The sequence below is a fragment of the Allonocardiopsis opalescens genome, assembly GCF_003002095.1.
Lineage (GTDB): Bacteria > Actinomycetota > Actinomycetes > Streptosporangiales > Streptosporangiaceae > Allonocardiopsis > Allonocardiopsis opalescens.
Genome location: NZ_PVZC01000004.1, coordinates 413,949 through 438,699, shown reverse-complemented (window position 1 = coordinate 438,699; position 24,751 = coordinate 413,949). Strand labels below are relative to the sequence as shown.

The window sequence follows — 24,751 nt, the reverse complement described above, 5'->3', positions numbered from 1 at the left end:
TGACTGCTCTGGGGCGTCACTCGCAGTAGATCCGCACCTTGGTGTCGGGGTCGTCGACGTCGACGGTGAGCCCGTCGAGCTGCTCGATGAGCTCCTCGATGTGCTCCGGCCTGAGTTCGGTGAGGTCGATCGGCACCCCTGACCTGCGCAGCTCCGCGTTGACCTTGGTGAGGGCCTGCGGCGGGACGAGAGCGGTGAGGCGGACCCCGGCGCGCAGCAGGCGGAGGGGGACCCGGACGTCGACCCGGGTCGGCTCCTCGGCGTCGATGCCGTCCACCGAGATCACCACCACGCGCAGGTAGGTAGGGCGGAGTGGCGGGGCGGACGGGGCGTGCGGCGGCGAGTCGGGCCCTTCCCGGTCGAGCGCGTCGATCAGCCGCTCGGCCTCCTCGGCGCTGATCCGGCCCTCGGGGAGCATCTGCAGGATCTGGCGGCGCTGCTCGTTCATGGCGGTGCGTCTCCTCTGTCTCGTCCGGCGCTGACGGGGAGGGCCGTACGGCTCTCCGCGCGCCCGATCGGGCTGCCGGGGGCGGCCCCTCGGCTCCACCCTCAACGACACCTTCATTAGTAGCTTCATTTTCTTAAGAAGTCAAAGCTTGAAACTTGAGATCTCTCATTTTCACTTCAACGATGTGAAGTATCAGCCTCCGTCGTTCCCACCTCCGCCACCTCGCGGCGGGGTCGGGGACAGCGGGCCGAGGCCGTAGAGTCCTGTCCCATGAGCACCGCCGACTACCTCGCCGATTTGTTCTCGCTGCGCGACCGCGCCGCCCTGGTGACCGGCGGGAACTCCGGTATCGGGCGGGCGATCGCCGGGGCGCTGGCCGGGGCGGGGGCGAGCGTGGTGGTCAGCGCCCGCAACGAGGCGAACCTGGCCGCCACCGTCGCCGAGCTGACCGGCGCGGGCCTGTCGGCGGCGGCCGTCCCGGCCGACCTGGGCGAGCGGGCGCAGGTGCGTCGGCTGGCCGAGCGGGCCGCCGAGCCCTTCGGCGAGATCGACATCCTGGTGAACTGCGGGGCCGTGAACATCCGCCCGCCGCTGGCGGAGCTGACCGAGGAGCAGTGGGACCGCACCATGGCGGTGAACCTCGATGCCCCGTTCCTGCTCGGGCAGCACTTCGGCCCGCGGATGGCCGCACGCGGCTGGGGGCGGATCATCAACATCGCGTCCCAGCAGGCCTTCCGCGCGTTCAGCGACAGCGGCGCCTACGGTGCCGCCAAGTCGGGCCTGGTCGCGCTGACCCGTTCACAGGCCGAGGCGTGGTCGCCGCACGGCGTCGCCTGCAACTGCGTCTCCCCCGGCGTCGTCGCCACCCCGCTCAACGAGCGGCTGTTCGCCGACCCCGGCACGGCCGAGCGGCTGGCCGCGCGCACCCTCACCGGCCGCAACGGCGAGACCGCCGACTTCCGCGGCCCGGTCGTCTTCCTGGCGAGCAGCGCGGCCGACTACGTCACCGGCCAGAACCTGTTCGTGGACGGCGGCTTCTCCGCGCACTGACCGCGTGCCCCGGCTGCCGGCCGTGGCGGCGGCACCGTCGCGTCGGCGACGAAGCCACAGCGCGCCGCGCACCGCGGTGACGTTCGCCGGGCGGACGCGCGGCGGCATGGGCCCGGCCTCAGGACGATCGGCCGTGCGCGACGGCCGCGAGCACCGCCTTGCGCACGCCGGGGACGGCCGCGTCGAAGTGAGCCTTGACCGCCTTGACCGCGGTCTTGTGGTTCCGGCACTCGCGCGGGGTGAAGACGCTCGCCACGTCGCCCTCGGCGGCGATCGCCGCCAGGCACACGCTCTCGATCGACGCCGACTCCGGCAGGCCGTCGAAGGCCGTGCGGCGCACCTGCTCGCGCAGCAGGCGGACCTGGTCGGGATGCCTGGGGGTGACCTTGCGGATCGGGATCAGGCCGAGCAGGCGGCGGCGCTCCACCGTGATCACGCCCGCCTCGGCCAGCCGGGTGCGCACGGCCGTCTCGGTCCTGCCCTGCTCGCGCAGCACGACGCTGGTCCAGCTGCGCGGCTTGTCCGGGGGCACATCGGCCAGTACCTGGGCCAGCACGGGGTCCTGGGGACCGGGCCCGCCGGAGCGGGCGGCCTTGCCCTTGCGGTCGGTGAGCAGGCCCTGGATGGTCAGCTCCGCCAGGGCGGCGGCGCGCAGCAGCTTGTCCCGGTAGAGGGAGCTGGTGGGGTCGAAGCGCTGTCTGTCCAGGTCGCAGCAGAGCAGATACAGCCGCTCGGGGAGGGTCAGGTCCATCGGACTCCTTCGCAGCCGCCCGTCAGAGTGGATCGGCGCCGTCGGGACCGGGGCCGGCGCCGGGGGTCGTGCGGTCCAGGGCTCGCATGCTCGGCCGTGCTCGCACGCGGGCCCCGGACAAAAGCAGACGAAGCAGGGAATGATCCGGCCCTCGCCGTTGCTCTACTGAACGGCCGGTGTGGTCTGGGTCCCCGGGCCTCACCAATAATCGCCGCCGCGGAATACCGCCAGGCTGGAGCCGCGGCGCGCCACTCGCCGAGAGGCGACCGCCACACCGGTCCTCAGACCATTTTCCAGCCGTCCCCGCCCCACCCTGCGGGGACGGCACCCGTGGGCGGGCGCGCCCCCACCGGCGCCCCGCCCACACCCCTTCTCCGGGCCCGCGTCTGACGGCGCGGGCACGCCCCGTCACCGCGGGTGGCGCTCCAGCGCGTCAGCCGCGCGAAACGCCCTTGATCGTGGCGCACCTGGTAGCGTTCCATGCATACATGGGCGCACTCGCGAGCCGATTCCCCGAGCAATCCGTCTCTCGCGCGCCACGACCGGCGGGTGTCCAGCAGAGTGGCGCCCCGGTCCCCGTTCAACCCGGTGGGTCCGGCCGTTCGGCCGCCGCCGAAGGACGATGATGCGAGATCCGATTTCCGAGGTCGGTTTCGGCCTGCCCGGCGGCACTCCCCTGGCGGCGAGCGGCGTCGGCGCCCCGCTCGACCACCCCGTGCCGCTGCGTCCGGGCGACCACGTCTGCCACTTCTTCGACGACGACACCCGACGGCTCGCGGCGATGGCCGCGTTCGTCTCCGGAGGACTGCGCCGGAACCGCATGGTCGTCTACATCACGCATTCGCTGCTGCCGCTGGCCGTCGAGGCCGGGCTGGCCGCTCGCGGGATCGACACCGAAGCCTCCGTGGCCGACGGCCGACTGCTGATCGCGGCCGCCGACCAGGTCCTGCTGGCGGCCGGTCGTCCCGAGCCCGACCTGCTGACCGCCGCCGTGTCCGCCTGGGGCGCCGAAGCGCGCGCCGCGGGCCGTGCCGGGCTGCGGCTCACCGCCGACATGGCCTGGGCCGCCGACGCCGGGTTCCCGCCAGAGGCCGTCGCGGGCCACGAGGCCCGCCTCGCCCAGATCGCCGCGGCCGACGACGCGACCGTGCTCTGCCAGTACGACCAGCGCGTATTCACCGCCACCGACCTGCGCGTCATCGCCCACCACCACCTCGGGCCCGCCGATCCGACCATGGTCGACGGCTAGCGCTCCGCGCCGCGGCCGCGCCACGAGCCTGACCACCCGGCTTTGGACTCTCCGACCGTGGGAGGGTCCACCATAGTGGCGTGCGAGACGACGAACCGATGACCCCGCTGGTCATCCCCGGTCAGAAGGGCGCGGCATGGCGACGGTGACGGGCATCGAGGTCCGCGACACGCAGCACTGCGAGACGACGGCTCTGGGGGTGCTGCTGCGGCACCAGGGCATCGACCTGTCCGAGCCGATGATCTTCGGCCTGGGCTCCGGCCTGTCCTTCATCTACTGGGACGGCAAGAACCTGGACTTCCCCTTCCTCGGAGGCCGGGTCAAGCCCTTCGAGCTGACCCGGAACCTCGCCGCCGCCCTCGGGCTGGAGCTCGTGGTCAAGGAGACCAGCTCGCCCCGCCGGGCCTGGCAGGACATCGCGGCCCCCATCGACTCCGGACACCCGGTCGGGCTGCAGCTCGACAGCTACCACCTGGACTACTTCGGGTCCAAGGTGCACTTCGGCGGACATGTCGTCGCGATGTACGGCTACGACGACGAACGCGCCTTCCTGGTGGACACCGCCGGGCAGGGCGGCGCGGTGTCCACCAGCCTGGCCGGGCTGGCTGCGGCCCGGGCGGCGCGCGGGCCGATGACCGCCCGGCACCGCTCCTTCACCCTCACCGCCCCGGCGAAGCCGCCCGCGCCACGTGAGCGGATCGTGCCCGCCATCACCGCCTGCGCCGCCGCCTTCCTCGCCCCGCCGATCGCCAACCTCGGCCACCGGGGCATCGAGAAGGCGGGCAGGCTGGTGCCCACCTGGCTGCAGCGCACCGACCACCCGGGGCGCGACCTGCCGCAGGCCGCCCTGCTGATGGAGCAGGCCGGTACCGGCGGCGCCCTGTTCCGCCGCATCTACCGCGACTTCCTCGCCGAGTGCACCCAGCTGCTCGACAGCCCCCACCTGCGCACCGGCCACCGGCTGTACGGGGAGGCGGCCGCCTTGTGGACGGAGGCGGCGGCACTGATCGCGGCGGCCGGCGAGTCGGGCGACGCGCAGAGCCTCGCCCGGGCGGGCGCCGTCCTCACCGAGCTCTCGCGCGTCGAGCGCGAGGCCATGTCGGCGCTCAGCCGGCTGGGCTGATCTGTGGCCGCCGCCACGCGCGGCTGAGACCCAGGCCACAGGCCCGCCTGTCACACCCTGCCGGGCTGCGCGGTCCTACCTGTGCAAGCAACCCACAAGGGCAGAGGAGATCGCCATGAGCACCCGTCTGAACGCCTTCGCCAGCCCCACCATGGGCAAGGTCTTCAAGCACATCATCGGGGCGGGCAAGGTCCTCAAGGAGTCGGGGCTGCCGGTCGCGACCCAGGAACTGGTCCACCTCCGCGCCAGCCAGATCAACGGCTGCGGCTTCTGCACCGACATGCACTTCAAAGACGCCGTGGCCGCCGGAGAGAACCCGGAACGCCTCAACCTGGTCGCGGCCTGGCGCGAGGCGACCGTCTTCACCGAGGCCGAGCGGGCCGCGCTGGAGCTGACCGAGCAGGGCACCCGCATCGCCGACGCGGCCGGCGGGGTCAGCGACGAGGCGTGGGCGAACGCGGCCAAGCACTACGACGAGGAGCAGCTGGCCGCGCTCGTGTGCGCGATCGCCCTCATCAACGCCTTCAACCGCGCCAATGTGATGATCCAGCAGCCCGCCGGCGACTACCGGCCCGGCCAGTTCGGCTGACGGGGCAGCCGGCCGGGACCGCTGTCGCGCCCGGGGGCCGCGACACCACCCGCCCCGGGCGCCTCGCCGGCGCCCGGGGCGTCCCGGTCCGGCTTGACCTCAAGTCCACTCGCGGTTCGATCCTGGTCGGTGACCGGTGCCGCACGGCGCCGGCAGCGCAGCGGGAGGGAGACCGGCGTGGACGCCGTCAGGATCGGCATCGGCCTGCCCACGATGGATGAGGCTCGGCACCTGGGCGCGGCGGGTGTGGTCGCCGCCGCCCGGCGCGCCGAGGCCCTCGGGATGGACTCGGTCGGCGCGCCCGACGTGCTGATCGGGGACGGGACGGCCGCGCTCGACAGCATTGTGGTGCTGTCGGCCGTCGCCGCCGCCACCGAGCGGGTCGCCCTGGAGTTCGGCGTGCTGTCGCTGCCGACGCGTCCGGTGGCCATGCTCGCCGCGCAGATCCAGACGCTGCAGCACCTGTCGGGCGGCCGGGTCCGGCTCGGGGTGGGCATCGGCGGCTTCCCCGGCTCGCCGTTCTGGCAGGCGGTGGGCGCCCCGGCGACCGGCCGCGGACGGCTGGCCGACGCCGCGCTCCGGGTGCTGCCCGGACTGATCGCGGGCGAGCCGACCGTCCTGCCGGACGCCCCCGGGCGACCGTCGGTCACCCTGGCCCCCGGCGCCGCGGTGCCGCCGATCCTCATCGGCGGCGGCGCCACCGAGCCCGCCCTGCGCCGCACCGCCGCCTACGGCGACGGGTGGCTCCCCTCGGCGCTGACCACGGCCGAGCTCGCCGAGGCGGCGGAGCGGCTGCGCGCGCTCGCGGCCGAGTACGGCCGTCCCGCCCCGCGCATCCACATCGGCCTGCACGCCGTGCTGGGCGAGGACCCCGCCGACACGGCCGACCGCGACGCCGTGTTCGGACGGCTGGCCGGCTTCTTCCAGATGACGCCGGAGCAGACCGCCCAGGTCACCGTGACCGGCGGCCCCCGGGAGGCGGCCGACCGCCTCGCCGCCTACGCCGAGGCCGGCGTCGACGAGATCGGCCTGGCCATCGACGGCCGCGACTTCATGCGCCAGCTGGACCTGATCGCCGAGGCGCGCTCGCACCTGTGACCAGGGCGCCGCGCCCGCCCCCCGAGACGCACGGATCGCCGCCGCAGACGCCGGTGGCCGCTTGCGGCCGGTCTGGCGGAATTTTCCTCCACGGGCGGCGGCGCCGCCGCGATACTGGGCACGGCCGCTGGTGACCCTCTCGCCGGCAGGTGGGTCCGCGGCGCCGTTCCCCACCCGTCCAGGTGCTCCGGCCCTCCCCGTCGCAGCGCTCTCCGGCATGACCGTGGAAGGTCGTGGTCCGATGCCCGCCCTCGCGCGGCCCGCCACCACCGGCCCGTTCACGCACCGGGCCGTCTTCTACTCCGGCGCCCGCCAGTACACCGACGCCGTGCTGCCCTTCGTGCGGGCCGGGCTGGCCGCCGGCGATCCGGTGCTGGTCGCGGTGCCCGGCCCTAGGCTCGACATGGTCCAGGCCGCGCTGGGCGGCGACGCCAAGCGCGTGACCCTGGTCGACATGGCGCTGGCCGGGCGCAACCCCGGCCGGATCATCCCCTGGCTGCTGCACGACTTCATCACCGGCGCCGCCGCGTGCGGCCGCCCCAGGATCGTCGGCGAACCCGTGTGGGCCGGGCGCCCCGAGCGCGAGTACCCCGCGTGCGTGCAGTACGAGGCGCTGGTCAACCGGGCCTTCGCCGACCGTCCCGCCACGGTGCTGTGCCCCTACGACGCCGGCCGGCTGCCTAGGCGGGTGCTGGCCGACGCGCACCGCACCCACCCCGACGTCGTGAACGCGCTCCCGGAGACCCGCACCGCCGCCTACCAGGGCCCCGAGGAGGTGCTCGCCGCCTTCAACCTGCCGCTGCCGGAGCCCTCCAGCGCGCCGACGGTGCTGGACTTCGCCCGCGACGACCTGCCGGAGCTGCGCCGGCTGGTAACCTCGCGGGCCGAGCGGTGGGGAATATCCGGCGACCGGATCGACGACCTCGTCCTGGCCGTCAGCGAGCTGGCCGCCAACAGTGTGGAGCACGCCGGAGGCGGCGGCACCCTGCGGCTGTGGCGGGACGGCGGCGGCCTGGTGTGCGAGGTGCGCGACGGCGGCCGCTTCGCCGATCCGCTCGCGGGCCGCATCCCACCGCCGCCCACCCGGCCCCGCGGTCGCGGCCTGCTGCTGGTGCACCACCTGTGCGACCTGGTGCGCCTGCACGCCGACGCCCGGGGCACCACCATCCAGATCCACATCGCCGCGGACTGAGCCCGCCGCCTAACCCGCCTGCGGCGCGGTGCGCGGCAGCAGCAGGGCGGGGAGCACCGCGGCCGCGGTGACGGCGGTGCAGGCCCACAGCGCGGGCGCGTAGTGCGGCGGCGCGCCGGCGGCCAGGGCGGCGGCCAGCACCGGGCCGAGGGCGGCGCCGAGCTGGGTGGCGACACGGCTCAGGGTGCTGGCGTGCGGGAGCTGATCGTCGGCGACCCCGTGGTAGCAGGCGGCCATCGCCAGGATGGTGACGGCCCCGAAGCCGGCGCCGCGCACCAGCAGCGCGAGCACCACCACCCAGGAGTGGCCGGTGAGGGCGTCCAGCGCGAAGGGCACCGTGCCGGCCGCGCCCAGCAGCAGGCCCGCGATCGCGATGGCGCGCGTGCCGAAGCGCGCCGTCAGCCGGCCGGCCGCCCAGCGCGCGGCGAGCGCCCCGGTCCCCTGCACCGCCAGCGCCCAACCGACCTGCGGCAGTGTGTAGGAGCGGTCCCCCTGGAGGTACAGCGGCAGCACGATCAGCCCGGCGTAGAACACCGCACTGGTCACCAGCAGCGTGCCCCAGGCGCCGCTGAACCGGGCGGACGCGAACAGCCGCACGTCGACGAGGGCCGGTCCGGCCGCGACCGCGCGCACCGCGAAGGCGGCGACCAGCAGCGCGCCGGCGGCCACCGGCACGGCCGCGGCCGCCGGCGGCCGCGCGCCGTCCGCGGCCTGGGCCAGGCCGAAGACCGTCAGCACCAGGCCGCCCGACAGCAGCAGGAAGCCCGGCGCGTCCAGGCGAGGCGGATCGTCGGCACGCTGGTCGCGCGGCAGCAGGCGCAGCCCCAGGAGGAGCGCGGCCACGCAGAAGGGGGCGCTCAGCAGCAAGCTCCAGCGCCAGCCCAGCGCGTCGAGCACCAGCCCGGTGACGGCGGGGCCCGCGATGGGCACCACCACCGCGGGCACGGCGATGGCGGCCATGAGCCGCGGGGCCTGCGACCGCGCCGTGCCCGCGAGCAGGAGCGTCTGCGTCACGGGCAGCGAGAGGCCGCCGCCGACCCCCTGGACGACCCGCCAGGCCACCAGGGACGGCAGGTCCCAGGCGGCCGCGCCGCCGACGGCGCCGCACAGGCACAGCGCGAGGGCGGCCAGCCACAGCCTCCTGGCCCCCAGCCGCCGCGTCGCCCAGCCCGTCACCGGCAGGCTCACCACGCAGGCGAGCGCGTAGCCGGTGAGCACCCACTGCGCCTGCGACACCGGCACGGCCAGCGCACCGGACAGCTCCTCCACCATGATCGCCGCGACGACGGTGTCCAGCAGCGGGACGACGGCGCCGCACACCAGTACCGCGATCAGGCGGCGGGTGGCGCCGTCGAGGTCTTCGGTGCGGGGCGCCCCGGTCGCCGCGCTCGGCCCGCTCACGCCGGAGCGGGGGCGGGCACCGGGGTGAACCTGATCGGCAGCGCCACCGGGCCCCTGGTGTACAGCCCCTCCTCCCGGTACTGGAAGTCCTCGCCGTAGCGCGGGTCGCGCATCGCGCCGAGCAGCACTTCGGCGGCCGTCTCGATCTCGACCTTGGCGAAGGCCGCGCCGACGCACTGGTGCAGGCCGGTGCCGAAGGCCATGTGGTGGGCGGCGGCGGTGAACGAGCGGGCCGTGCCGAGGTCGGGGCGGTGGATGTCGAAGGTGTCGGGGTCGGCGAAGGCGTCGGGGTCGCGGTTGGCCGAGCCGATCATGCAGAACACGGTCTTCCCGGCCGGGATCGGGGTGTCGGCGACCTCCACGGGGCGCCAGGGCTGCCTGGGGATGAGGTGGACGGGCGGGGTGTGGCGCATGGTCTCGGCGATGGCGGCCGGGACCAGCGCGGGGTCCTCGAGAACCTGCGCCAGCTGGTCGGGGTGGTCGATGAGGTGCCGGAACAGCTGGGCGAGGGTCTTGTCGGTCGGCTCGGTCGCCGCCGCCAGCACGTTCATGATCAGCGCCGTGACATCGCGGGTGCTCATCGCGATGCCCTCGTACTCGGCGGTGCACAGCCGTGAGATGAGGTCGTCGCCGGGGTCGGCGCGCCGCTCCTCGATGATGGGCAGCAGGTAGCGCTCCAGTTCCTCGGCGCAGTGCAGGCCGTGCCGGCGGCGGTCCTCGGGCAGGATGATGGTGGTCACGTACTCGGCGACGGCGCTGTGCCACTGCGCGACCTGCCTCCAGTCGCGCTTGTCCAGGCCCAGGACGTCGAGCGTCACGTAGACGGCGAACTGCTTGCCGAAGTCGTTGACGATGTCGACCCGCCCGGTCGGCAGGAAGGGCTCGATGAGCTCGCGGGCGTTCGCGCGGATCATCTCGGCCTGTTTGGCCAGCACCCGCCCTGCGAATCCGCGCACCACGATCTTGCGCTTCGCGGAGTGCTCGGCGCCGGTCATCTGCGCCAGCACCGGCCCGCGCATGACGGGCTCCGCCCGTACCTGCAATGGGGCCGTGGTGAAGGTCTCATCGTCGGTGAGGATCGCCTTGACGTCGCGGTGCCGGGTGACGAAATAGCTGTCGATTGCGGGCTCGTAGTGCACCGGGCGCGATTCCCGCATCTCCGCGAAGAATCGATAGGGATCGTCGTGGAAGCTCTCGTCGAGAACACTGAACTCGGATGCGGTCAGCGTCATTTCAGCCCTTCTCACAAGTGTCGGGTGCCGGTAACGGGAATCGGATTACGGCTGGTCCAGGTTGACGTACCCCTGCGCCGGATGCACGGTAAGCGGGAATTCACCCGCGAGTATCCGCTCGTACAGCGGCCACGACTGGTGGTAGACCACGACGAACTCCTCGACTCCGACCACCTCTGGACCCCTCGTGAGGAACGGCAGTTCGGCGAGTACGTATTCGACCGCCCTTTCCAGCTGCTCCGGTACCGCGGCGGAGCCGGCGACGTCGACCGTCCGCATCCGGCCCCGTACGGCCTTGTCCACCATCTCCAGGCACGCCGCCCGGAACTCCGGGTCGGCGGCGAAGGCCGCGGCGCCCTCCTTCCGCGCCATCGCGTACACCTCGTGACCGGTGAAGTCGGCGATGTTGAGTATCCGGGCCCGGGCGGGACGACCCAGGTGGGCCAGCGCGTCCTGCACCGAGCGCAGATTCCGGCGCACCGCCTTGCGGGACTTGTAGCGGGCCCGCCCGGCCGGGGTCCCCGTCGCCTCCAGCAGGAGCGCCGCCTCGTCGCCGGCGAGCAGGAAGTCGAATGATCGGAAGGTCTCATTCGCCCACCGTGCGACCAGGATCAGGTATTCGGTGGAGAACTTACTGTTGAACGGACTGATCCCGATAAGCGCATGCCTTCCCCTCCGATAAATCTCCGCACACTTGCCCGTGAGGGGTTGCGCATGACAGTATTGTGCACCCATATACGCTGAGAACTTCCTCGGTCTGCCTGCGGGTCGCCAGGCACGCGACTGTTCACCCGCCGAGGCGGCGGCGTCGTTTCCGGAGTCTAGGGCAGTTCCGCGTATTAGGGTGACAGCGATTCAGTAGATCATCCTTTAGGGATGAACTACAAATCGGCCGAACGTCGACATGCGTTCTATTCGGAAAATAACCAGGTCCGTTCGGCATTTGAAATAAGCGAGGAGATCGCGCCCGTCAGCCGCGTCCCGCGCCCCCGGCGGGCCGGGTGGCGGTGACGATGGTGGCGGGCGGCTCCTCGGAGCGGGCCACGGCCGGCGCCAGTCCGGCCCGGGCGGCGCTGTCGGCCAGGACCGGCGCCTGGCGGTCGTCGGCCTCCATCAGCAGCACGCCGCCGGGGGCCAGCCAGTCCGGCGCCCGGGCGGCCACCCGGCGCAGGACGTCCAGGCCGTCGGCGCCGCCGTCCAGTGCCGCCCGGGGCTCGTGCACGCGGGCTTCGGCGGGCAGCAGGGCGAGGGCGCCGGTGGGCACGTAGGGGGCGTTGGCCACCAGCACGTCCACCCGGCCGCGCAGCTCGGCGGGCAGCGGCCCGAACAGGTCGCCCTGGTGGACGCGGCCGCGCTGGCCGAGGTTGCGGCGGGCGCAGCGCACGGCGGCCGGCTCGATGTCGGCGGCGTGCAGTTCGACGCGGTCCAGCGCGTCGGCCAGTACCGCGGCCACCGCGCCCGAGCCGCAGCACAGGTCGACCGCGACCGGCGGTGCGCCGCGGGCGGCGGCGCGGCGGGCGAGGTCGACGGCGTGGCGGGCCAGGAGTTCGGTGCGGCGCCTGGGAACGAACACGCCGGGGTCGACGGCGACGCGCAGGCCGCAGAACTCGGCCCAGCCCAGCACATGTTCCAGCGGCAGCCCGCCGGCCCGCCGCTCCACCATGCGGGTGAGTTCGGCGGGGCCGGCGGCCGCCGTGATGAGCAGCCGCGCCTCGTCTTCGGCGAAGACGCAGCCGGCGGCGCGCAGCCGGGCGATCACGGCCGCCTCGTCGGAGGCGGACAGGGACGGACGGGGGGCGGGATGCGGCATCAGGGAGCCCTTCGGGTGCCGACGGGCGCTCCCCCGGTCATCCCCGGCGCGAAGGCGAGCGGCGGTGAGGTGAGAGCACCCGTCCAGGTCCGGCGGAACCGGTCGTGCTGGCGGTAATGGGTCTCACCTCCTCGGACGTGCGCTGCCGTGGGCCGCCAGCCTATCCGAGCCCGCCGCCCCGCCGGTGGCGGGGGCGTGGCGGCCAGGGCGGCGGCAGGCCGCCCTCTCTTCATGCGAAGACGCCCGCCGTGCCGTCGAGCTGCTCGCGCAGGATGTCGGCGTGGCCGGCGTGCCGGGCGGTCTCGTTCATCATGTGCGCATAGATCCAGCGCTGCTTGGCCCGCCCGGTCCGCGGATGCGGCACCTCGGCGTCGATCGGATGCGCCGCCGCGAGGGCGCGCGAGCGGGCGCAGGCCGCGTCGTACTCGGCACACCAGGGCCGGGACCGGGTCGGCCGCTACCGGTCGGGCCGCTCCGTGCAGGTGCGGGCGACGGCGTCGGCGAAGGTGCGGGCGAGCGGGGTGAGCGCGTCCCAGCGGCGCGCCGCCCAGCCGACGGACAGCGGCGGCAGCCCGGGGACGGGGACGAACCGCAGCGGCCGGCCGTCGCCGGAGGTCCAGAGGTCCGGCACGGCGGGGACGAGGGCGTGCCCCAGGCCGAGTTCGGCCAGCAGCAGGGCGGTGTCCCAGTCGGCGACGCTGGTGTCGGAGCCGGCCCGCACGCCCAGCCCGCCGAGCGCCGCGGTCAGCTGCCCGCCGGAGGTGGAGTTCGGAGGCAGCCGCACCAGGCGGATCGCCGCGAGTTCGGGCGCCTCGATGCGCGGCCGCGAGGCCAGCGGGTCGTCGGGCCGCACCGCGAGCAGCCAGGGCAGTTCGACGACGGGGCGCTGCTCGACGCCGCGCACCGGTTCCCCGATGGAGACCCAGGCGAGGTCGGGCTCGCCGGCCACCAGGGCGTCGAGGCAGTTGCGGCTGGAGGTCTCGGTCCGGAACTCCAGGCTGACCCTGGGGTGGCTCCGGCGGAAGGCGGCGATCGCCTCGGCCATGAAGTGCCGCACGGTCGTCGCGCCGGTGATGATGCGGACGGCGCCCGCCTCCCCGTCGGCCAGGTCTTCAAGGCGGCGCAGTGCGAGGTCGAGGCCGGCGAGGCCGTCGTCGGCGGCGTCGCGCAGGACGCGTCCGGCCTCGGTGGGCGCGACCCCGCGCGGCCGCCGCTCCAGCAGGCTCACGCCGGTCTCCCGCTCCAGCCGCTTGACGTGCTGGCTGACCGCCGACTGGGTGCGGCCGAGCTCGCGGGCCACGGCGCTGAGGCTGCCGGCCCGGCACACGGCGACGAACACGCGCAGGTCGTCCAGGGTCATAAGACCCAAGCTACACCTTTGGTTGACAGGAGTAATTCCAAGGATTGACTGGGGTCGACGGCTCGGTGAGGATCGTCGCAGGGCCCAGGCGGCAACCCGTCCGGCCCTCCCTCGCGAGCTCGTGTACCGGGCGGGGGCGCCGGACGGGTGCCGACCGCCGCCCGCCGAAGGGGCGCGCCCGTCGCGGGCGGCGCGGTCCGGTGGGCCCCTGCCGCGGCCGCTCTTCTCCGGCCCGTTCGACGGCCGCCCGGGTCCGTGAGCCGCGCCGTACCTGGGGGAAAGGGGCGGGAACCGGTGCGGAATCAAGAAGCGCCGGGTCCGTGCGCGCGGCTAGCGTCGCAGGTACTCCACGGACCACGACCAGGAGAGGGACGGCGATGAGTGCGGATACCGGCACGAGGAGCGGGAGCGGCGCGGGCTTCTCCGAGGAGGAGCGGGCCGCCATGAGGGGGCGCGCGGCGGAGCTGAAGAAGGAGGCGGAGCGCGGTCGCGGCGGCAAGGCGGCCGCCGATGAGCTCGACGTGCTGGCGAAGATCGCGGAGATGGAGGCGTCGGACCGCGCGGCGGCCGAGCGCGTCCATGCCATCGTCACCGCCAACGCCCCGGAGCTGTCGCCGAAGCTGTGGTACGGGCAGCCGGCCTATGCCAGGAAGGGAAAGATCGTGTGCTTCTTCCGTAGCGGGCATCTCGACAAGGAGCGCTACTCGACCTTCGGGTTCACCCCGGAGGCGGGGCTCGACGACGACAGCGGCCTGTGGCCGACGTCCTACGCGGTGTCGGAACTGGGCGAGGAGGCCGAGAAGGCGCTCACCGAACTCGTCAAGAGGGCCGTGGGCTGACCGTGCGCCGCATCTCGGCGCTCAGTCGGGGGTGCCGACGCGGCCGTCGGTGCCGGCGGCCGCGTCGGCCGGCGCGGCGGCGGGGGTGCCCAGGGTGCGGACGCTGCGGCTGGCCAGCATTCCGGCGGTGGCCGTGAGCACGACCGCGGCGACGCCGAGCAGTGTGGGCGCGGTGCCGGCGGCCGCGGCGATCGGGCCGATGCTGAGCTGGGCGAGCGGGATGGCGACGAAGGAACCCAGCATGTCATAGCTGTACACGCGGGCGAGGGCGTGCTGGGGCACTCTGCTCTGCAGCACCACCTCCCAGGCGATGCCGAACTGCTCGACGCACAGGCCGCAGGTGAAGGCGGCGGCCATCAGCAGCGGCAGCCCGGGGTGCAGGGCGAGGGCGGTAGGCAGCAGCGCCTCGCCGGCCATGCAGGCCACACCGAGCATCAGCAGGCGGTTCACCCGGACGCGGGTGGCGATCAGCGCACCGACGATCATGCCGGCGGTCTGCGCGGCCAGGACGAAGCCCCAGCCCTGGCGGCCGATGCTGTCGTCGGCGACGGCGGGGCCGAGGACGTGGACCACGGAGGCGTAGGCGGCGTTGACGAACATGAAGCCGAGGACGACCACCCACACCCAGGTGCGGGAGGTGAACTCGCGCCAGCCGTCGCGCAGGTCGGCGAGCACGTCGGTGCGGCCGGGCCGGGCCGCGGACACGGCGGGCACCCGCAGCAGCGCGAAGCAGAGCCCGGAGGCCGCGAAGCACAGCGCGTCGGCGGCCAGGCCCCAGCCGGGTCCGACGGCGGCGACCAGCAGGCCGCCGAGTGAGGCGCCCATGACCATGCTGGTGCTGAGGCCCAGGCGCATCAGCGCGTTGGCGGGGCGGAGCAGCCGGGTCGGGACGGTCTGGGGCACCATGGCCGCGGACGCCGGCAGCGCGAAGGCGCTCATCATCCCGTTGGCCAGGGCGAGGGTCGTCAGCAGCGGGATGGTGGCCGTGCCGGTGAGGACCAGGGCCGCGATGGCGCCCTGGCTGGCGGCGCTGAGCACATTGGAGCCCACCAGCACGAGGTTGCGCGGCAGCCGGTCGGCGACCACCCCGCCGACCAGCACGAACACCACCTTGGCCAGTGAAGCCGCGCCGACGACCACCCCCAGGGCGGTGGTGGAGTCGGTCACGTCGAGCACCGCGAAGGCCAGCGCGATCGGCGCCATGGCGTTGCCGAACATGCTGACCCAGCGCCCCGCGCACAGCAGCACGAACGCCCGGTGGCGCAGCGGCGCGCCCAGTCCGTCCATCGTCCATTACCTCGACTTCACGTCATCGTCGACCGCCGGTCCGCATCGGCCGCCGATCTGTGGATGGGCCGCGGCCCCCGTCCACAGGACCGCGCCCCGCCCTCCCGCGGCACACGCGAGAGCGGGAGAATGGTTGTAGGGGTGCCCCCCTTGGGCGGGCGGGGGATGTCTTCTCAGGGCTTGTCCACAGGCCGCCGGTGTGGGGAGCCGTTCGTCCACAGGCCGCCGGTGGCGGCTCGCGCCGGGCGCATGCCGGGCGGGAGAATGGTGTTGGGCCCGCCCCCCTGGGCGGGCGGGGGATGTCGTGGGGCGGGGGCGGTGCGGGCGGCGCCGCGGCGGGTGCCGCCTGCCGCTCAGGTGGTGTCGCGCATGGGGAACAGGGCGATGGTGGCGCTGACGCGGCGGGTGCCGGGGGTGTGCGGGGGCTTGGCGGCCAGGTGCAGGTCGCGGGCGGCGTCGTCCACGCGCTTGCGTACATCGTCCCAGGTCGCCTGGTCCACCCACAGTTCGGCGTCGGTGAGGCGGTGCCGGGCCGCGGGTTCGGCCAGGGCGGCCCGGCGCTGCATCTCGGCGGCCAGGGCGGCGTACAGCGCCGGGTACTCGTCCTCGGCGCCGGCCGGGCGCGAGCCGGTGGGACCGTCGGGGTCGCGGCGGTCGGCCTCGTCCATGTCGTAGCGGTAGCGCTTGGCGCGCCCGCCGCGGATCGACTCCTCCCCCGCCGCGGTGACGATCCCGGCCGCGTGCAGCTGCCGCAGGTGGTAGCTGGCGTTGGCGTGGCTGATGTCGAGCTCCCTGGCGAGGTCGGCCGCGGTCATCGCCGCCCCGGTGAGCAGCGACAGCATCCGCAGCCGCACGGGGTGCGCCACCGCCCGCAGCCGCGCGGTCACCTCGGCGGCGGTGGACTCATCTCCCAAAGACATGTTGGACAGTATGCCCCGGACCGCCATCGACCGTCAAACAGATCTTTGGGCGTCGGGGCGGGGCCTAAGCCGGCGCCTCCGCCGCGGCGATCAGGAAGTTCGGCAGGTCCACATAGCCGCTGATACCCGGCGACTCGGCCTCGGCGCGGGCGGCGAGCCCGGGGTCCAGCCCAGGTTCGGCCAGCTCGCGCAGCCGGCAGCCGAGCGCGGCCAGCTCGTTGAGATAGGCCGAGACGGGGCGGTGGAAGTCCGAGGCGTAGGTCTGCTCCACCTCGTACTCGGCCAGGTAGCGGCGGGTGCGGTACTCCCCGTGCGCCCGCCACGACCGCCACAGCCCTTCGAAGGCCGGGTGCACGATGGCGAACACGAACAGGCCGCCCGGACGCAGGCTCGCCACGCAGCCGCGCATCGCGCTCCGCCAGTCGGGGACCGCCATCAGCACCATGCTGCACACCACGGCGTCGAACGGGCCGCCCAGATCCGGCAGCCGGGCCAGATCGGCGCGGACGTAGCGCACGCCCTGGCGCAAATCCGCCTCCTTCTCCCGGGCGAAGCCCAGCATGCTCGCGGCCGGCTCGACGCCCACCACCCGCGCGCCGCGCGCCGCGAGCATCCTGCTCAGGTAGCCGTCGCCGCTCCCGGCGTCCAGCACCCGACGGCCGGCCACCTCGCCCAGCATCCGCAGCAGCACCGGATTGACCAGGTGCCGCTTGGCGAAGTCGCCGTCGACGGCCGACGCCTCCAGCGCCGCGCGGGGAACCGACTCCCACTGCCGGATGGCCGCCTCGTTCGTCCACTCCTTGCTCATCCGCGCGATCGTAGTGCCGCGCCCACCGGACCGGGACAAGGGCGCCGGCTCAGCGCGGCTCGGCCAGGAACCGGTGCGTGAAGAAGCGGATGTCGGTGTCGATCAGCGCCACGTCCAGCACGATGTCGACCTCGCGGCCGACGAACAGGCCGGCGCCGGGGATCGGCGGCATGCCCTCGACGCCGAAGTCGAAGCGGTCGATGGTGGCGCGCGCGGTGAAGCTGATCTGGCGGGCGTCGCCGAAGGGGTAGGGCTCCTCGCCGAGGAACCGGCCGACCAGCGACACCGGCCGGGTGGTCGTCTTGATCGTCAGCTCGCCGTGGAAGATCCAGTCGCGGCCGCCGGCCGCGGGCTCCACACTGCTGCCGTGCCAGACGATCTGCGGGTGCTCGGCCGCGTCGAAGAAGTCGGGCGAGGTCAGGTGCGCGTTGCGCTTGGCGATGCCCGTGTCGATACTGCCTACCTCGACGCTCACACTGGCGGAGCTCTCCTGGGGCCGCTCCCCGATCCACACCACCCCCGACACCAGGCCGAAGCGGCCCTGGATGCGGCCGAAGTGCTGGAAGCGGGCGACGAAGCCGATGCTGGAGTGGATCGGCTCGATGTACCAGGTGCCCGGGGGCGGCACCGCGGCGGCTGAGCCGCCGGTCGCGAACGCGTCCGGGCCGGGCGTCGCGCCGGATCCGGTGATGCTCATGGTGGACACCTCCGTCGTCGGCGCGCCGGACCCGGCCTGCCGCTTCGTCGGGACGGACCGGCCGCGCGGCGGTCCGCCGGCCCGTCCTCCGCTGTCGATCGCGGACACTACCGACTATTGGTGCACGGCTCTACACAGACACCGGATCGAGATATTCACGGCTAGGCGGACACGGCGCCGAGAAGTACCCGTCCGGGGATCGTCGCCGGAAGTGTTGCCCAGACGGCAATGTGGACAGGACATAGGCATGGAACCCGCGCGAAGGACCCCCCACAGCCCACCCGCCCTCCGCGCTCCGGTCCTGGTGATCATGGGTGTCGCCGGATCGGGCAAGAGCACCGTCGGCCGGCTGCTGGCCGACCGGCTCGGCCTGGAGTTCGCCGAGGCCGACGACTTCCACCCCCCGGCCAACATCAACCGGATGCGCTCCGGCGTCGCCCTGGACGAGGCGGCACGCCAGCCGTGGCTGCGCGCCATCGCCCGCTGGATCGCCGGACGCCGCCGCTACGGCACCGGCGGGGTGGTCACCTGCTCGGCCCTCAAACGCCGCTACCGCGACCTGCTGCGCGAGGGCGACCTGCCTGACGACACCCCCCTGTCGGAGATCTGGTTCGTCTACCTCGCCACCGATCCGGAGGTGGTCGCCGACCGGATCGAGCGCCGCCCGGCGCACTTCATGCCCGCCGACCTGCTGCCCTCCCAGTACGCCGACCTGGAGCCGCTGGAGCCCGGCGAGCCCGGCATCGCCGTGGACGCCGGCGGCCGCGCGGCCGAGGTCGCCGAGGCGGCGCTGCGGCGGCTGCGCACCGCGGGCGCCACCCTGCCGCCGCTGCGCGGACCGTCGCGCTGACGGGACCCCGCCGCCGCACCGGCCGGTCCGCCGCCGGCGCGCACGGGCCTAGTCTGTCCGGGTGACGTCACTGTGGACCGGCCGGCGGGTCCGGCTGCGCGCGATCGAACCCGGCGACTGGTCGGCCTTCATGGCCTTCGACCAGTCGACCACCGACACCCGCCGCGCCGACCAGGTGTGGCCGCCCCGCTCCGCCGCCGCCTACCAGCGCTGGGCCGGCGACAAGGCGGGCCAGGTGCCCACCGGTGACGCGTTCATGGTCGGCATCGAGGCGCTGAAGAGCCGCGAACTGGTCGGCTCGGTGTCCACCCACGCCGTCGACCCGCGCAAGGGCAGCTTCTACTACGGGGTGTCCGTCGCCGCCCAGCACCGCCGCAAGGGCTACGCCTCGGAGGCGGTGCGGCTGCTGCTGGCCTTCATGTTCGGCGAGCGCCGCTACCACAAGTGCGAGGCGTCGGTCTTCGCCTTCAACGAGCCCTCGATCGCGCTGCACCTGAGCATGGGCTTCGTCCAGGAGGGGCGGCTGCGCGAGCACGAGTTCTTCGCCGGGCGCCGCCACGACGTGCTGCTGTTCGGCATCACCGCGCCCGAGTTCGCCGCCCGCCACCCCTTCGGCGAGGTATAGCCGCCCCGGCGTGCGCCCCGGGCACGGCACCGGGCAGGCTGGTGGCGGCACGGCGTCGACGAGAGGGGGCCCGATGACGGCCAGGACACGCGCACCAAGGCTGGGAGCGGTCCAGGAGACCATGCTGATCCCGCTGCACGCGCGGGCGCGCGAGACGCGCAAGGACCGCCCGCTGCTGCGCGACCCCGAGGCGGTGCGGGTCGCCGGCGCCCTCGACTACGACTTCGACAAGTTCGGCACCGGCCCCAGCATCATCGGCTCGGTGCTGCGCTCGCTGGTCTTCGACGGCTGGGTGCGCGGCTTCCTGCACCGCCACCCCGGCGGCACCGTGGTGGAGATCGGCGCCGGGCTCAACACCCGCTTCGAGCGCTGCGACAACGGCCGGGCGCACTGGGTGGAGATGGACCTGCCCGACGCGATGGAGCTGCGCCGCTCGCTGTTCGCCGAGAGCGACCGCCGGGTGATGGTGACCGGCTCGGCGGTGGAGGGCGGCTGGCTGGACACGGTGGCGCGCTTCCCGGGCCCCTACCTGTTCACCGCCGAGGCGGTGCTGCTGTACCTGCGCCAGTCGCAGGTGCGGCGCGCGCTCGGGCTGATCGGCGCGCGCTTCCCGGGCGCCTGGATCGCCCTCGACACCGCGGGCACCCTGTTCACCGCCACCCAGGACGCCCACGACTCCCTGCGCCACACCCGGGCCCGCGTCTCGTGGACCTGCGACGACCCCGCGGAACTGGAGCACTGGGGCCTGGGCCTGCGGCTGCTGGCCTCCCGCAACCTGGCGCAGCCCCCCGACGACGCCGTGGCCGGCGCGGCGCCGTGGTGGCGCGCGCTGCCCTACCTGGGCGCCGCCGTCGGCGGCGCCGCGAACCGGCTGTACCAGATGAACCTCTACCGGGCCGAGGGCGCGGACGGCGGCTGACCGGGGCCGCCGGAAGGCGGCTCCGTGTCCGACACCCGGCCGAGCACGGCGCCCGCCGTCCCCATGACGGACCCGCGCCGCTCCGCACCGTCACGGCCCTGGGCTAGCGTTCGACCATGACCGTGATCCAGGTGCCCTACCACCTCGACGAACACCTGCCCGGCCTGGAGCTGCCCGGCGCCGGAGAGCCCGGCACGCTCGCCGTCACGGCCGAGCTGCCCGAGGGCGACCGGTGGACCCGGATGGCGGCGCTGTACGCGGTGGTGGCCGAAGCGGTCGAGCGCGAGGTGCGCGCCGGAGCGGCGCCGGTGGTCGTCTCGGGCGACTGCACCGCCTCGCTGGGCACCGCCGCCGGGCTGCGCCGCGCCGGGGTGGACGCCTCCGTCGTCTGGTTCGACGCCCACGGCGACGTGCAGACCCAGGAGACCACCGCCTCGGGCTACCTGGGCGGCATGCCGCTGCGGGTACTGCTGGGCTACCGGCCCGGGGCGATCGCCGACCGGCTCGGCCTGGCCGCGCTGCCCGAGGAGCGGGCGCTGCTGGTCGGCGCCCGCGACCTCGACCCGCCCGAGGCCGCCTACCTGGCCGCCTCGCGGGTCGGCCGCCGCGCGGTGGCGGAGCTGACCGCCGCCGACCTGCCCGATGGGCCGCTGCTGCTGCACCTGGACGTCGACGTGATCGACGCCGCCGAGCTGCCCGGCCTGCGCTACCCCGCTCCTGGCGGCCCGTCGACCGAGCAGGTGCTGGCCGCCGTGGCCCGGGTCGCCGCCACGGGGCGGGTGGCCGCGGTGGACCTCGCCTGCCCCTGGCACCCCGGTGCCGCGCCCGCCCCCGGGGTACGCGCCCGACTGCTGGCCGCCGCCGCGGTTGCGGGCTGACTGACCCCCACGCGCGTCCGGGGGCCCCGCGCTGGTACACATACGACATGGAGCCCCTCGGTGAGCGGCAGGCCGCGTGCACGCTGTGCGAGGCCATGTGCGGGCTGCGGATCAGTGTCGACGGCGACCGCGTCGCCGAGATCCGCGGCGACCCCGACGACCCCCTGTCGCGCGGCCACATCTGCCCCAAGGCGGTCGCGCTGCGCGATGTGCAGGACGACCCCGACCGGCTGCGCCACCCGGTGCGGCGCACCGCCGACGGCTGGCAGCGCGTCTCGTGGCGGGAGGCGCTGGAGCTGACCGCCGAGGGGCTGGCCGGCGCCCGGCTGCGCCACGGCGCCGACGCCGTCGCCACCTACCTGGGCAACCCGGGCGTGCACAGCCTCGGCACCATGACCCACGGCCCGCCGCTGGTGCGGATGCTGGGCAGCCGCAACCGCTTCTCGGCCAGCTCCCTGGACCAGCTGCCCCACCAGGTCGTCTCACGCGGCCTGTACGGCGACCAGTGGCTGCTGCCGGTGCCCGACGTGGACCGCGTCCGCCACCTGCTGGTCATCGGCGCCAACCCGGCCGTGTCCAACGGCAGCCTCATGTCGGCGCCGGGCATCACCCGGCGGCTGCGCGAACTGCGCGGGCGCGGCGGGCGGCTGGTGGTGCTCGACCCGCGCCGCACCGAGACGGCCCGGCTCGCCGATGAGCACCACTTCGTCCGCCCCGGCACCGACGCCGCGCTGCTGCTGGCGATGGTGCGGACCATCCTCGACGAGGACCTGGCCGCCCCGGCCGACTACGTCACCGGCCTGGACCGGGTGCGCGCGGCCGTCGACCCGTTCACCCCCGAGCGCGCCGCAGCCGCGACCGGGGTGGCCGCCGACACCGTACGCCGCCTTGCCCGCGACTTCGCCGCCTCCCCCGCGGCCGCCGCCTACGGCCGCACCGGGGTGTCCACCCAGCGCCACGGCACCGCCTGCCACTGGGCGATCCAGCTGCTCAACATCGTCACCGGCAATCTGGACCGCCCCGGCGGCACCCTGCTGGCCCGCCCCGCCGTCGACCCGATCGGCCGGCTCAACCCGGGCCGCAGCGGGCGCTGGCGCAGCCGGGTGCGCGGCCTGCCGGAGTTCGGCGGCGAACTTCCGGCCGCCGCGCTGGCCGAGGAGATCGCCGCGCCCGGCCCCGACCGGGTGCGCGCCCTGCTCACCGTCGCGGGCAACCCGGTGCTGTCGGCGCCCGGCGGCGACCGGCTGGACACGGCCCTGGCCGGGCTGGACTTCATGGCCGCCGTCGACTTCTACGTCAACGAGACCACCCGCCACGCCCACGTGATCCTGCCGCCCACCCCGCCTTTGGAGCGCGACCACTACGACCTGGCCCTGCACCTGCTCGCGGTGCGCAACACGGCCCGCTTCACCCCCGCGCCGCTGCCCCGCCCCGACGGCGCCCGCCACGACTGGGAGGTCTTCCGCGACCTGGCCCGCGCCTACCGGCGCCGGGTGCGCGGAGCCGGCTCCTGGTCCGACCGGCTCACCCTGGCCGCCTCACCCCGGCTGATCGTGGACCTGGGACTGCGCAGCGGCCCCTACCGGCTGTCGCTGCGGCGGGTCGCCGCCCGCCGCAGCGGCGTGGACCTGGGGCCGCTCACCCCGAGCCTGCCCGGGCGGCTGGCCACCTCCGACCACCGGGTGCACGCCGCCCCCGACGCGCTGGTCGCCGCCGCCACCGATGCCGCGGCGGCGCTGCTGGACCGCCCGTCCGGCCCGGAGCTGCTGCTGATCGGCCGCCGCCACCTGCGGTCCAACAACTCCTGGATGCACAACCACCCCACGCTGACCAAGGGCGGGCGCCGCGACCACCTGCTGATGCACCCCGACGACCTGGCGGTGCGCGGTATCGCCGACGGCGAGCGGGTGCGGCTGCGCTCGGCGGCGGGCGAGGTGCTGGTCCCGGTGCGGGCCAGCGCCGAGATCATGCCGGGCGCCGTCAGCCTCCCGCACGGCTTCGGCCACGGCCGCCCCGGCGTCCGGCTGGGAGTCGCCGCCGCCGTTCCCGGGGCCAGCGCCAACGACGTCACCGACCCGGCCGTACTGGACCCGGCGTCGGGCACGGCGGTGTTCAACGGGGTGCCGGTGACGGTGGAGCGCTGCCCGTGACCCGCGCGGCGGGGCGCGCTCGGCGGCCAGGGATCACAGGATCGCGCCGGGAAGGTAGCCGGCCGCCTCGCGGTGGCGGGCGGTGATCTCCCCCACCCGCTCCACTACCGCGGCCACCTGCGGGCCGGCCGCACCGGTGAAGGTGATCGGGTCGGCCAGCAGCGCCCGCAGCGCGGGCAGGTCCAGCGGGACCCGCTCGTCGGCGGCCAGCCGCTGCATCAGGTCGTTGCCGCGCTCGCCCTTCTCGCGCATGCCCAGCGCCACCGCCACGGCGTGCTCCTTGATCGCCTCGTGGGCGCGCTCGCGCCCCACCCCGGCGCGCACCGACGCCATCAGCACCTTGGTGGTGGCCAGGAAGGGCAGGTAGCGGTCGAGTTCGGCGGCGATGACGGCCGGGTAGGCGCCGAACTCCGCCAGCACGGTCAAGAAGGTCTCCACCAGCCCGTCGAAGGCGAAGAAGGCGTCGGGCAGCGCGACCCGGCGCACCACCGAGCACGACACGTCGCCCTCGTTCCACTGGTCGCCCACCAGCTCCGACGCCATGGACGCGTACCCGCGCAGCACCACGCCGAGCCCGTTGACCCGCTCGCAGGAGCGGGTGTTCATCTTGTGCGGCATGGCGCTGGAGCCGACCTGGCCGGGCTGGAAGCCCTCGGTGACCAGTTCGTGCCCGGCCATCAGCCGGATGGTCAGCGCCAGGCTGCCCGGCGCGGCGGCCAGCTGCACCAGGGTGGTCAGCACCTCGTAGTCCAGCGAGCGCGGGTAGACCTGGCCGACGCTGGTGAGGGTGCGGGCGAAGCCCAGGTGCGCGGCCACCCGCCGCTCCAGCTCGGCCAGCCGCTCGGGGGTGCCCAGCAGGTCGAGCATGTCCTGGGCGGTGCCGACCGGGCCCTTGACGCCGCGCAGCGGGTAGCGGTCCAGCAGCCCCTCCAGCCGCTCGTAGGCCGCAAGCAGCTCCTCGGCGGCGGTGGCGAAGCGCTTGCCCAGCGTGGTGGCCTGCGCGGCGACGTTGTGGGAGCGCCCGGCCATCACCAGGTCGGCGTGCTCGGCGGCCAGCAGGGCCAGGCGGGCCAGCACCGCGACCGTGCGGTCGCGCACGTGCTCCAGGCTCAGCCGCACCTGCAGCTGCTCGACGTTCTCGGTGAGGTCGCGCGAGGTCATGCCCTTGTGGACGTGCTCGTGCCCGGCCAGGGCGTTGAACTCCTCGATGCGCGCCTTGACGTCGTGGCGGGTGCGGCGCTCGCGCTCGGCGATGGACGCGAGGTCGACGCGCTCCAGCACCCGCTCGTAGTCGGCGACCGCCTCGGCGGGCACCGCCACCCCGAGGTCGGCCTGGGCGCGCAGCACGGCCAGCCACAGCCGCCGCTCCAGCACGACCTTGTTCTCGGGCGACCACAGGGCGGCCAGGGGCGCCGAGGCGTAGCGGCCGGCCAGGACGTTGGGGATGCGCGGCTTGGACGTCGTCACATCGCGCC

The 24,751-nt window shown here is 74.6% G+C and carries 24 protein-coding genes and 1 pseudogene; 12 read left to right on the top strand and 13 right to left on the bottom strand.

What is annotated here, in order from left to right:
• Positions 1-16: 16 nt before the first annotated feature.
• On the bottom strand, positions 17-448 hold the full coding sequence (locus CLV72_RS15490) for an SHOCT-like domain-containing protein (protein WP_106246354.1): 432 nt from the start codon (positions 446-448) through the stop codon (positions 17-19).
• A 270-nt stretch (positions 449-718) separates the two neighbouring features.
• Between CLV72_RS15490 and CLV72_RS15485 the strand changes: the two genes are divergently transcribed.
• The gene (locus CLV72_RS15485; RefSeq protein WP_106246352.1) at positions 719-1,498 is read left to right on the top strand and encodes an SDR family NAD(P)-dependent oxidoreductase; all 780 of its coding nucleotides are present in this window, start codon (positions 719-721) and stop codon (positions 1,496-1,498) included.
• A 118-nt stretch (positions 1,499-1,616) separates the two neighbouring features.
• On the opposite strand, the gene CLV72_RS15480 is transcribed toward CLV72_RS15485, so the two are convergent.
• Positions 1,617-2,249: a GOLPH3/VPS74 family protein gene (locus tag CLV72_RS15480; RefSeq protein ID WP_106246350.1), complete on the bottom strand. Its 633-nt coding sequence runs from the start codon at positions 2,247-2,249 to the stop codon at positions 1,617-1,619.
• A gap of 625 nt (positions 2,250-2,874) precedes the next feature.
• Between CLV72_RS15480 and CLV72_RS15475 the strand changes: the two genes are divergently transcribed.
• The 5 genes from CLV72_RS15475 (at position 2,875) to CLV72_RS15455 (ending at position 7,500) form a co-directional block, all read left to right on the top strand.
• Positions 2,875-3,498, top strand: a complete 624-nt coding sequence (locus tag CLV72_RS15475; RefSeq protein ID WP_170140992.1) for an MEDS domain-containing protein — start codon at positions 2,875-2,877, stop codon at positions 3,496-3,498.
• Positions 3,499-3,634: 136 nt separating this feature from the next.
• Positions 3,635-4,621, top strand: coding sequence for a BtrH N-terminal domain-containing protein (locus CLV72_RS15470; protein WP_106246345.1), 987 nt, complete (start codon positions 3,635-3,637; stop codon positions 4,619-4,621).
• 115 nt (positions 4,622-4,736) lie between these two features.
• Positions 4,737-5,210: a carboxymuconolactone decarboxylase family protein gene (locus CLV72_RS15465; protein WP_106246343.1), complete on the top strand. Its 474-nt coding sequence runs from the start codon at positions 4,737-4,739 to the stop codon at positions 5,208-5,210.
• Between the two features lie 177 nt (positions 5,211-5,387).
• Positions 5,388-6,308: an LLM class flavin-dependent oxidoreductase gene (locus tag CLV72_RS15460; RefSeq protein ID WP_106246341.1), complete on the top strand. Its 921-nt coding sequence runs from the start codon at positions 5,388-5,390 to the stop codon at positions 6,306-6,308.
• A 241-nt stretch (positions 6,309-6,549) separates the two neighbouring features.
• The gene (locus CLV72_RS15455; RefSeq protein ID WP_106246339.1) at positions 6,550-7,500 is read left to right on the top strand and encodes a sensor histidine kinase; all 951 of its coding nucleotides are present in this window, start codon (positions 6,550-6,552) and stop codon (positions 7,498-7,500) included.
• A 9-nt stretch (positions 7,501-7,509) separates the two neighbouring features.
• Here CLV72_RS15455 and CLV72_RS15450 read toward each other — a convergent pair whose 3' ends face one another.
• The 6 genes and pseudogenes from CLV72_RS15450 to CLV72_RS15425 form a co-directional block, all read right to left on the bottom strand.
• Complete coding sequence (locus CLV72_RS15450; protein WP_106246337.1) at positions 7,510-8,901, bottom strand: MFS transporter; 1,392 nt, start codon at positions 8,899-8,901, stop codon at positions 7,510-7,512.
• The gene (locus tag CLV72_RS15445) at positions 8,898-10,133 is read right to left on the bottom strand and encodes a cytochrome P450, cyclodipeptide synthase-associated (RefSeq protein ID WP_106246335.1); all 1,236 of its coding nucleotides are present in this window, start codon (positions 10,131-10,133) and stop codon (positions 8,898-8,900) included. The genes CLV72_RS15450 and CLV72_RS15445 overlap by 4 nt, the downstream gene beginning before the upstream one ends.
• A 45-nt stretch (positions 10,134-10,178) precedes the next feature.
• Positions 10,179-10,868: a tRNA-dependent cyclodipeptide synthase gene (locus CLV72_RS15440; protein WP_106246332.1), complete on the bottom strand. Its 690-nt coding sequence runs from the start codon at positions 10,866-10,868 to the stop codon at positions 10,179-10,181.
• Between the two features lie 235 nt (positions 10,869-11,103).
• Positions 11,104-11,943 (bottom strand): putative protein N(5)-glutamine methyltransferase, encoded by an 840-nt coding sequence (locus CLV72_RS15435; RefSeq protein ID WP_106246330.1) that lies wholly within the window; start codon positions 11,941-11,943, stop codon positions 11,104-11,106.
• 229 nt (positions 11,944-12,172) lie between these two features.
• Positions 12,173-12,364: pseudogene (locus CLV72_RS15430) on the bottom strand (mycothiol transferase); the annotation flags it as partial.
• Positions 12,365-12,400: 36 nt separating this feature from the next.
• Complete coding sequence (locus CLV72_RS15425) at positions 12,401-13,303, bottom strand: LysR family transcriptional regulator (protein WP_106246328.1); 903 nt, start codon at positions 13,301-13,303, stop codon at positions 12,401-12,403.
• A gap of 377 nt (positions 13,304-13,680) precedes the next feature.
• On the opposite strand from CLV72_RS15425, the gene CLV72_RS15420 reads away from it, so the two are divergent.
• Entirely contained in the window at positions 13,681-14,142 is a 462-nt protein-coding gene (locus CLV72_RS15420) for a DUF1801 domain-containing protein (RefSeq protein WP_106246325.1), read from the top strand.
• A gap of 21 nt (positions 14,143-14,163) precedes the next feature.
• On the opposite strand, the gene CLV72_RS15415 is transcribed toward CLV72_RS15420, so the two are convergent.
• From CLV72_RS15415 to CLV72_RS15400, 4 genes are all read right to left on the bottom strand, one after another.
• Entirely contained in the window at positions 14,164-15,429 is a 1,266-nt protein-coding gene (locus CLV72_RS15415; protein WP_106246323.1) for an MFS transporter, read from the bottom strand.
• A gap of 353 nt (positions 15,430-15,782) precedes the next feature.
• Complete coding sequence (locus CLV72_RS33655; RefSeq protein ID WP_106247058.1) at positions 15,783-16,349, bottom strand: ArsR/SmtB family transcription factor; 567 nt, start codon at positions 16,347-16,349, stop codon at positions 15,783-15,785.
• Between the two features lie 64 nt (positions 16,350-16,413).
• Complete coding sequence (locus tag CLV72_RS15405) at positions 16,414-17,157, bottom strand: class I SAM-dependent methyltransferase (RefSeq protein ID WP_106246321.1); 744 nt, start codon at positions 17,155-17,157, stop codon at positions 16,414-16,416.
• A 49-nt stretch (positions 17,158-17,206) separates the two neighbouring features.
• Positions 17,207-17,854, bottom strand: a complete 648-nt coding sequence (locus tag CLV72_RS15400; RefSeq protein WP_106246319.1) for a YceI family protein — start codon at positions 17,852-17,854, stop codon at positions 17,207-17,209.
• Positions 17,855-18,164: 310 nt separating this feature from the next.
• Here CLV72_RS15400 and CLV72_RS15395 point away from each other — a divergent pair, with 310 nt between their 5' ends.
• The 5 genes from CLV72_RS15395 (at position 18,165) to CLV72_RS15375 (ending at position 23,276) form a co-directional block, all read left to right on the top strand.
• Positions 18,165-18,704: a gluconokinase gene (locus tag CLV72_RS15395; protein WP_245930222.1), complete on the top strand. Its 540-nt coding sequence runs from the start codon at positions 18,165-18,167 to the stop codon at positions 18,702-18,704.
• Between the two features lie 61 nt (positions 18,705-18,765).
• The gene (locus CLV72_RS15390; protein WP_106246314.1) at positions 18,766-19,329 is read left to right on the top strand and encodes a GNAT family N-acetyltransferase; all 564 of its coding nucleotides are present in this window, start codon (positions 18,766-18,768) and stop codon (positions 19,327-19,329) included.
• Between the two features lie 73 nt (positions 19,330-19,402).
• Positions 19,403-20,248 carry a class I SAM-dependent methyltransferase gene (locus CLV72_RS15385; protein ID WP_106246312.1) on the top strand — a complete coding sequence of 282 codons (846 nt, stop codon included), beginning with the start codon at positions 19,403-19,405 and terminating at the stop codon, positions 20,246-20,248.
• 116 nt (positions 20,249-20,364) lie between these two features.
• Positions 20,365-21,126, top strand: a complete 762-nt coding sequence (locus CLV72_RS15380; protein WP_170140991.1) for an arginase family protein — start codon at positions 20,365-20,367, stop codon at positions 21,124-21,126.
• Between the two features lie 47 nt (positions 21,127-21,173).
• On the top strand, positions 21,174-23,276 hold the full coding sequence (locus CLV72_RS15375) for a molybdopterin-dependent oxidoreductase (protein ID WP_106246309.1): 2,103 nt from the start codon (positions 21,174-21,176) through the stop codon (positions 23,274-23,276).
• Positions 23,277-23,309: 33 nt separating this feature from the next.
• Here the strand turns inward: CLV72_RS15375 and purB are convergent, their stop codons facing one another.
• Positions 23,310-24,743, bottom strand: a complete 1,434-nt coding sequence (purB, locus tag CLV72_RS15370) for an adenylosuccinate lyase (protein WP_106246307.1) — start codon at positions 24,741-24,743, stop codon at positions 23,310-23,312.
• Between the last annotated feature and the right edge of the window lie 8 nt (positions 24,744-24,751).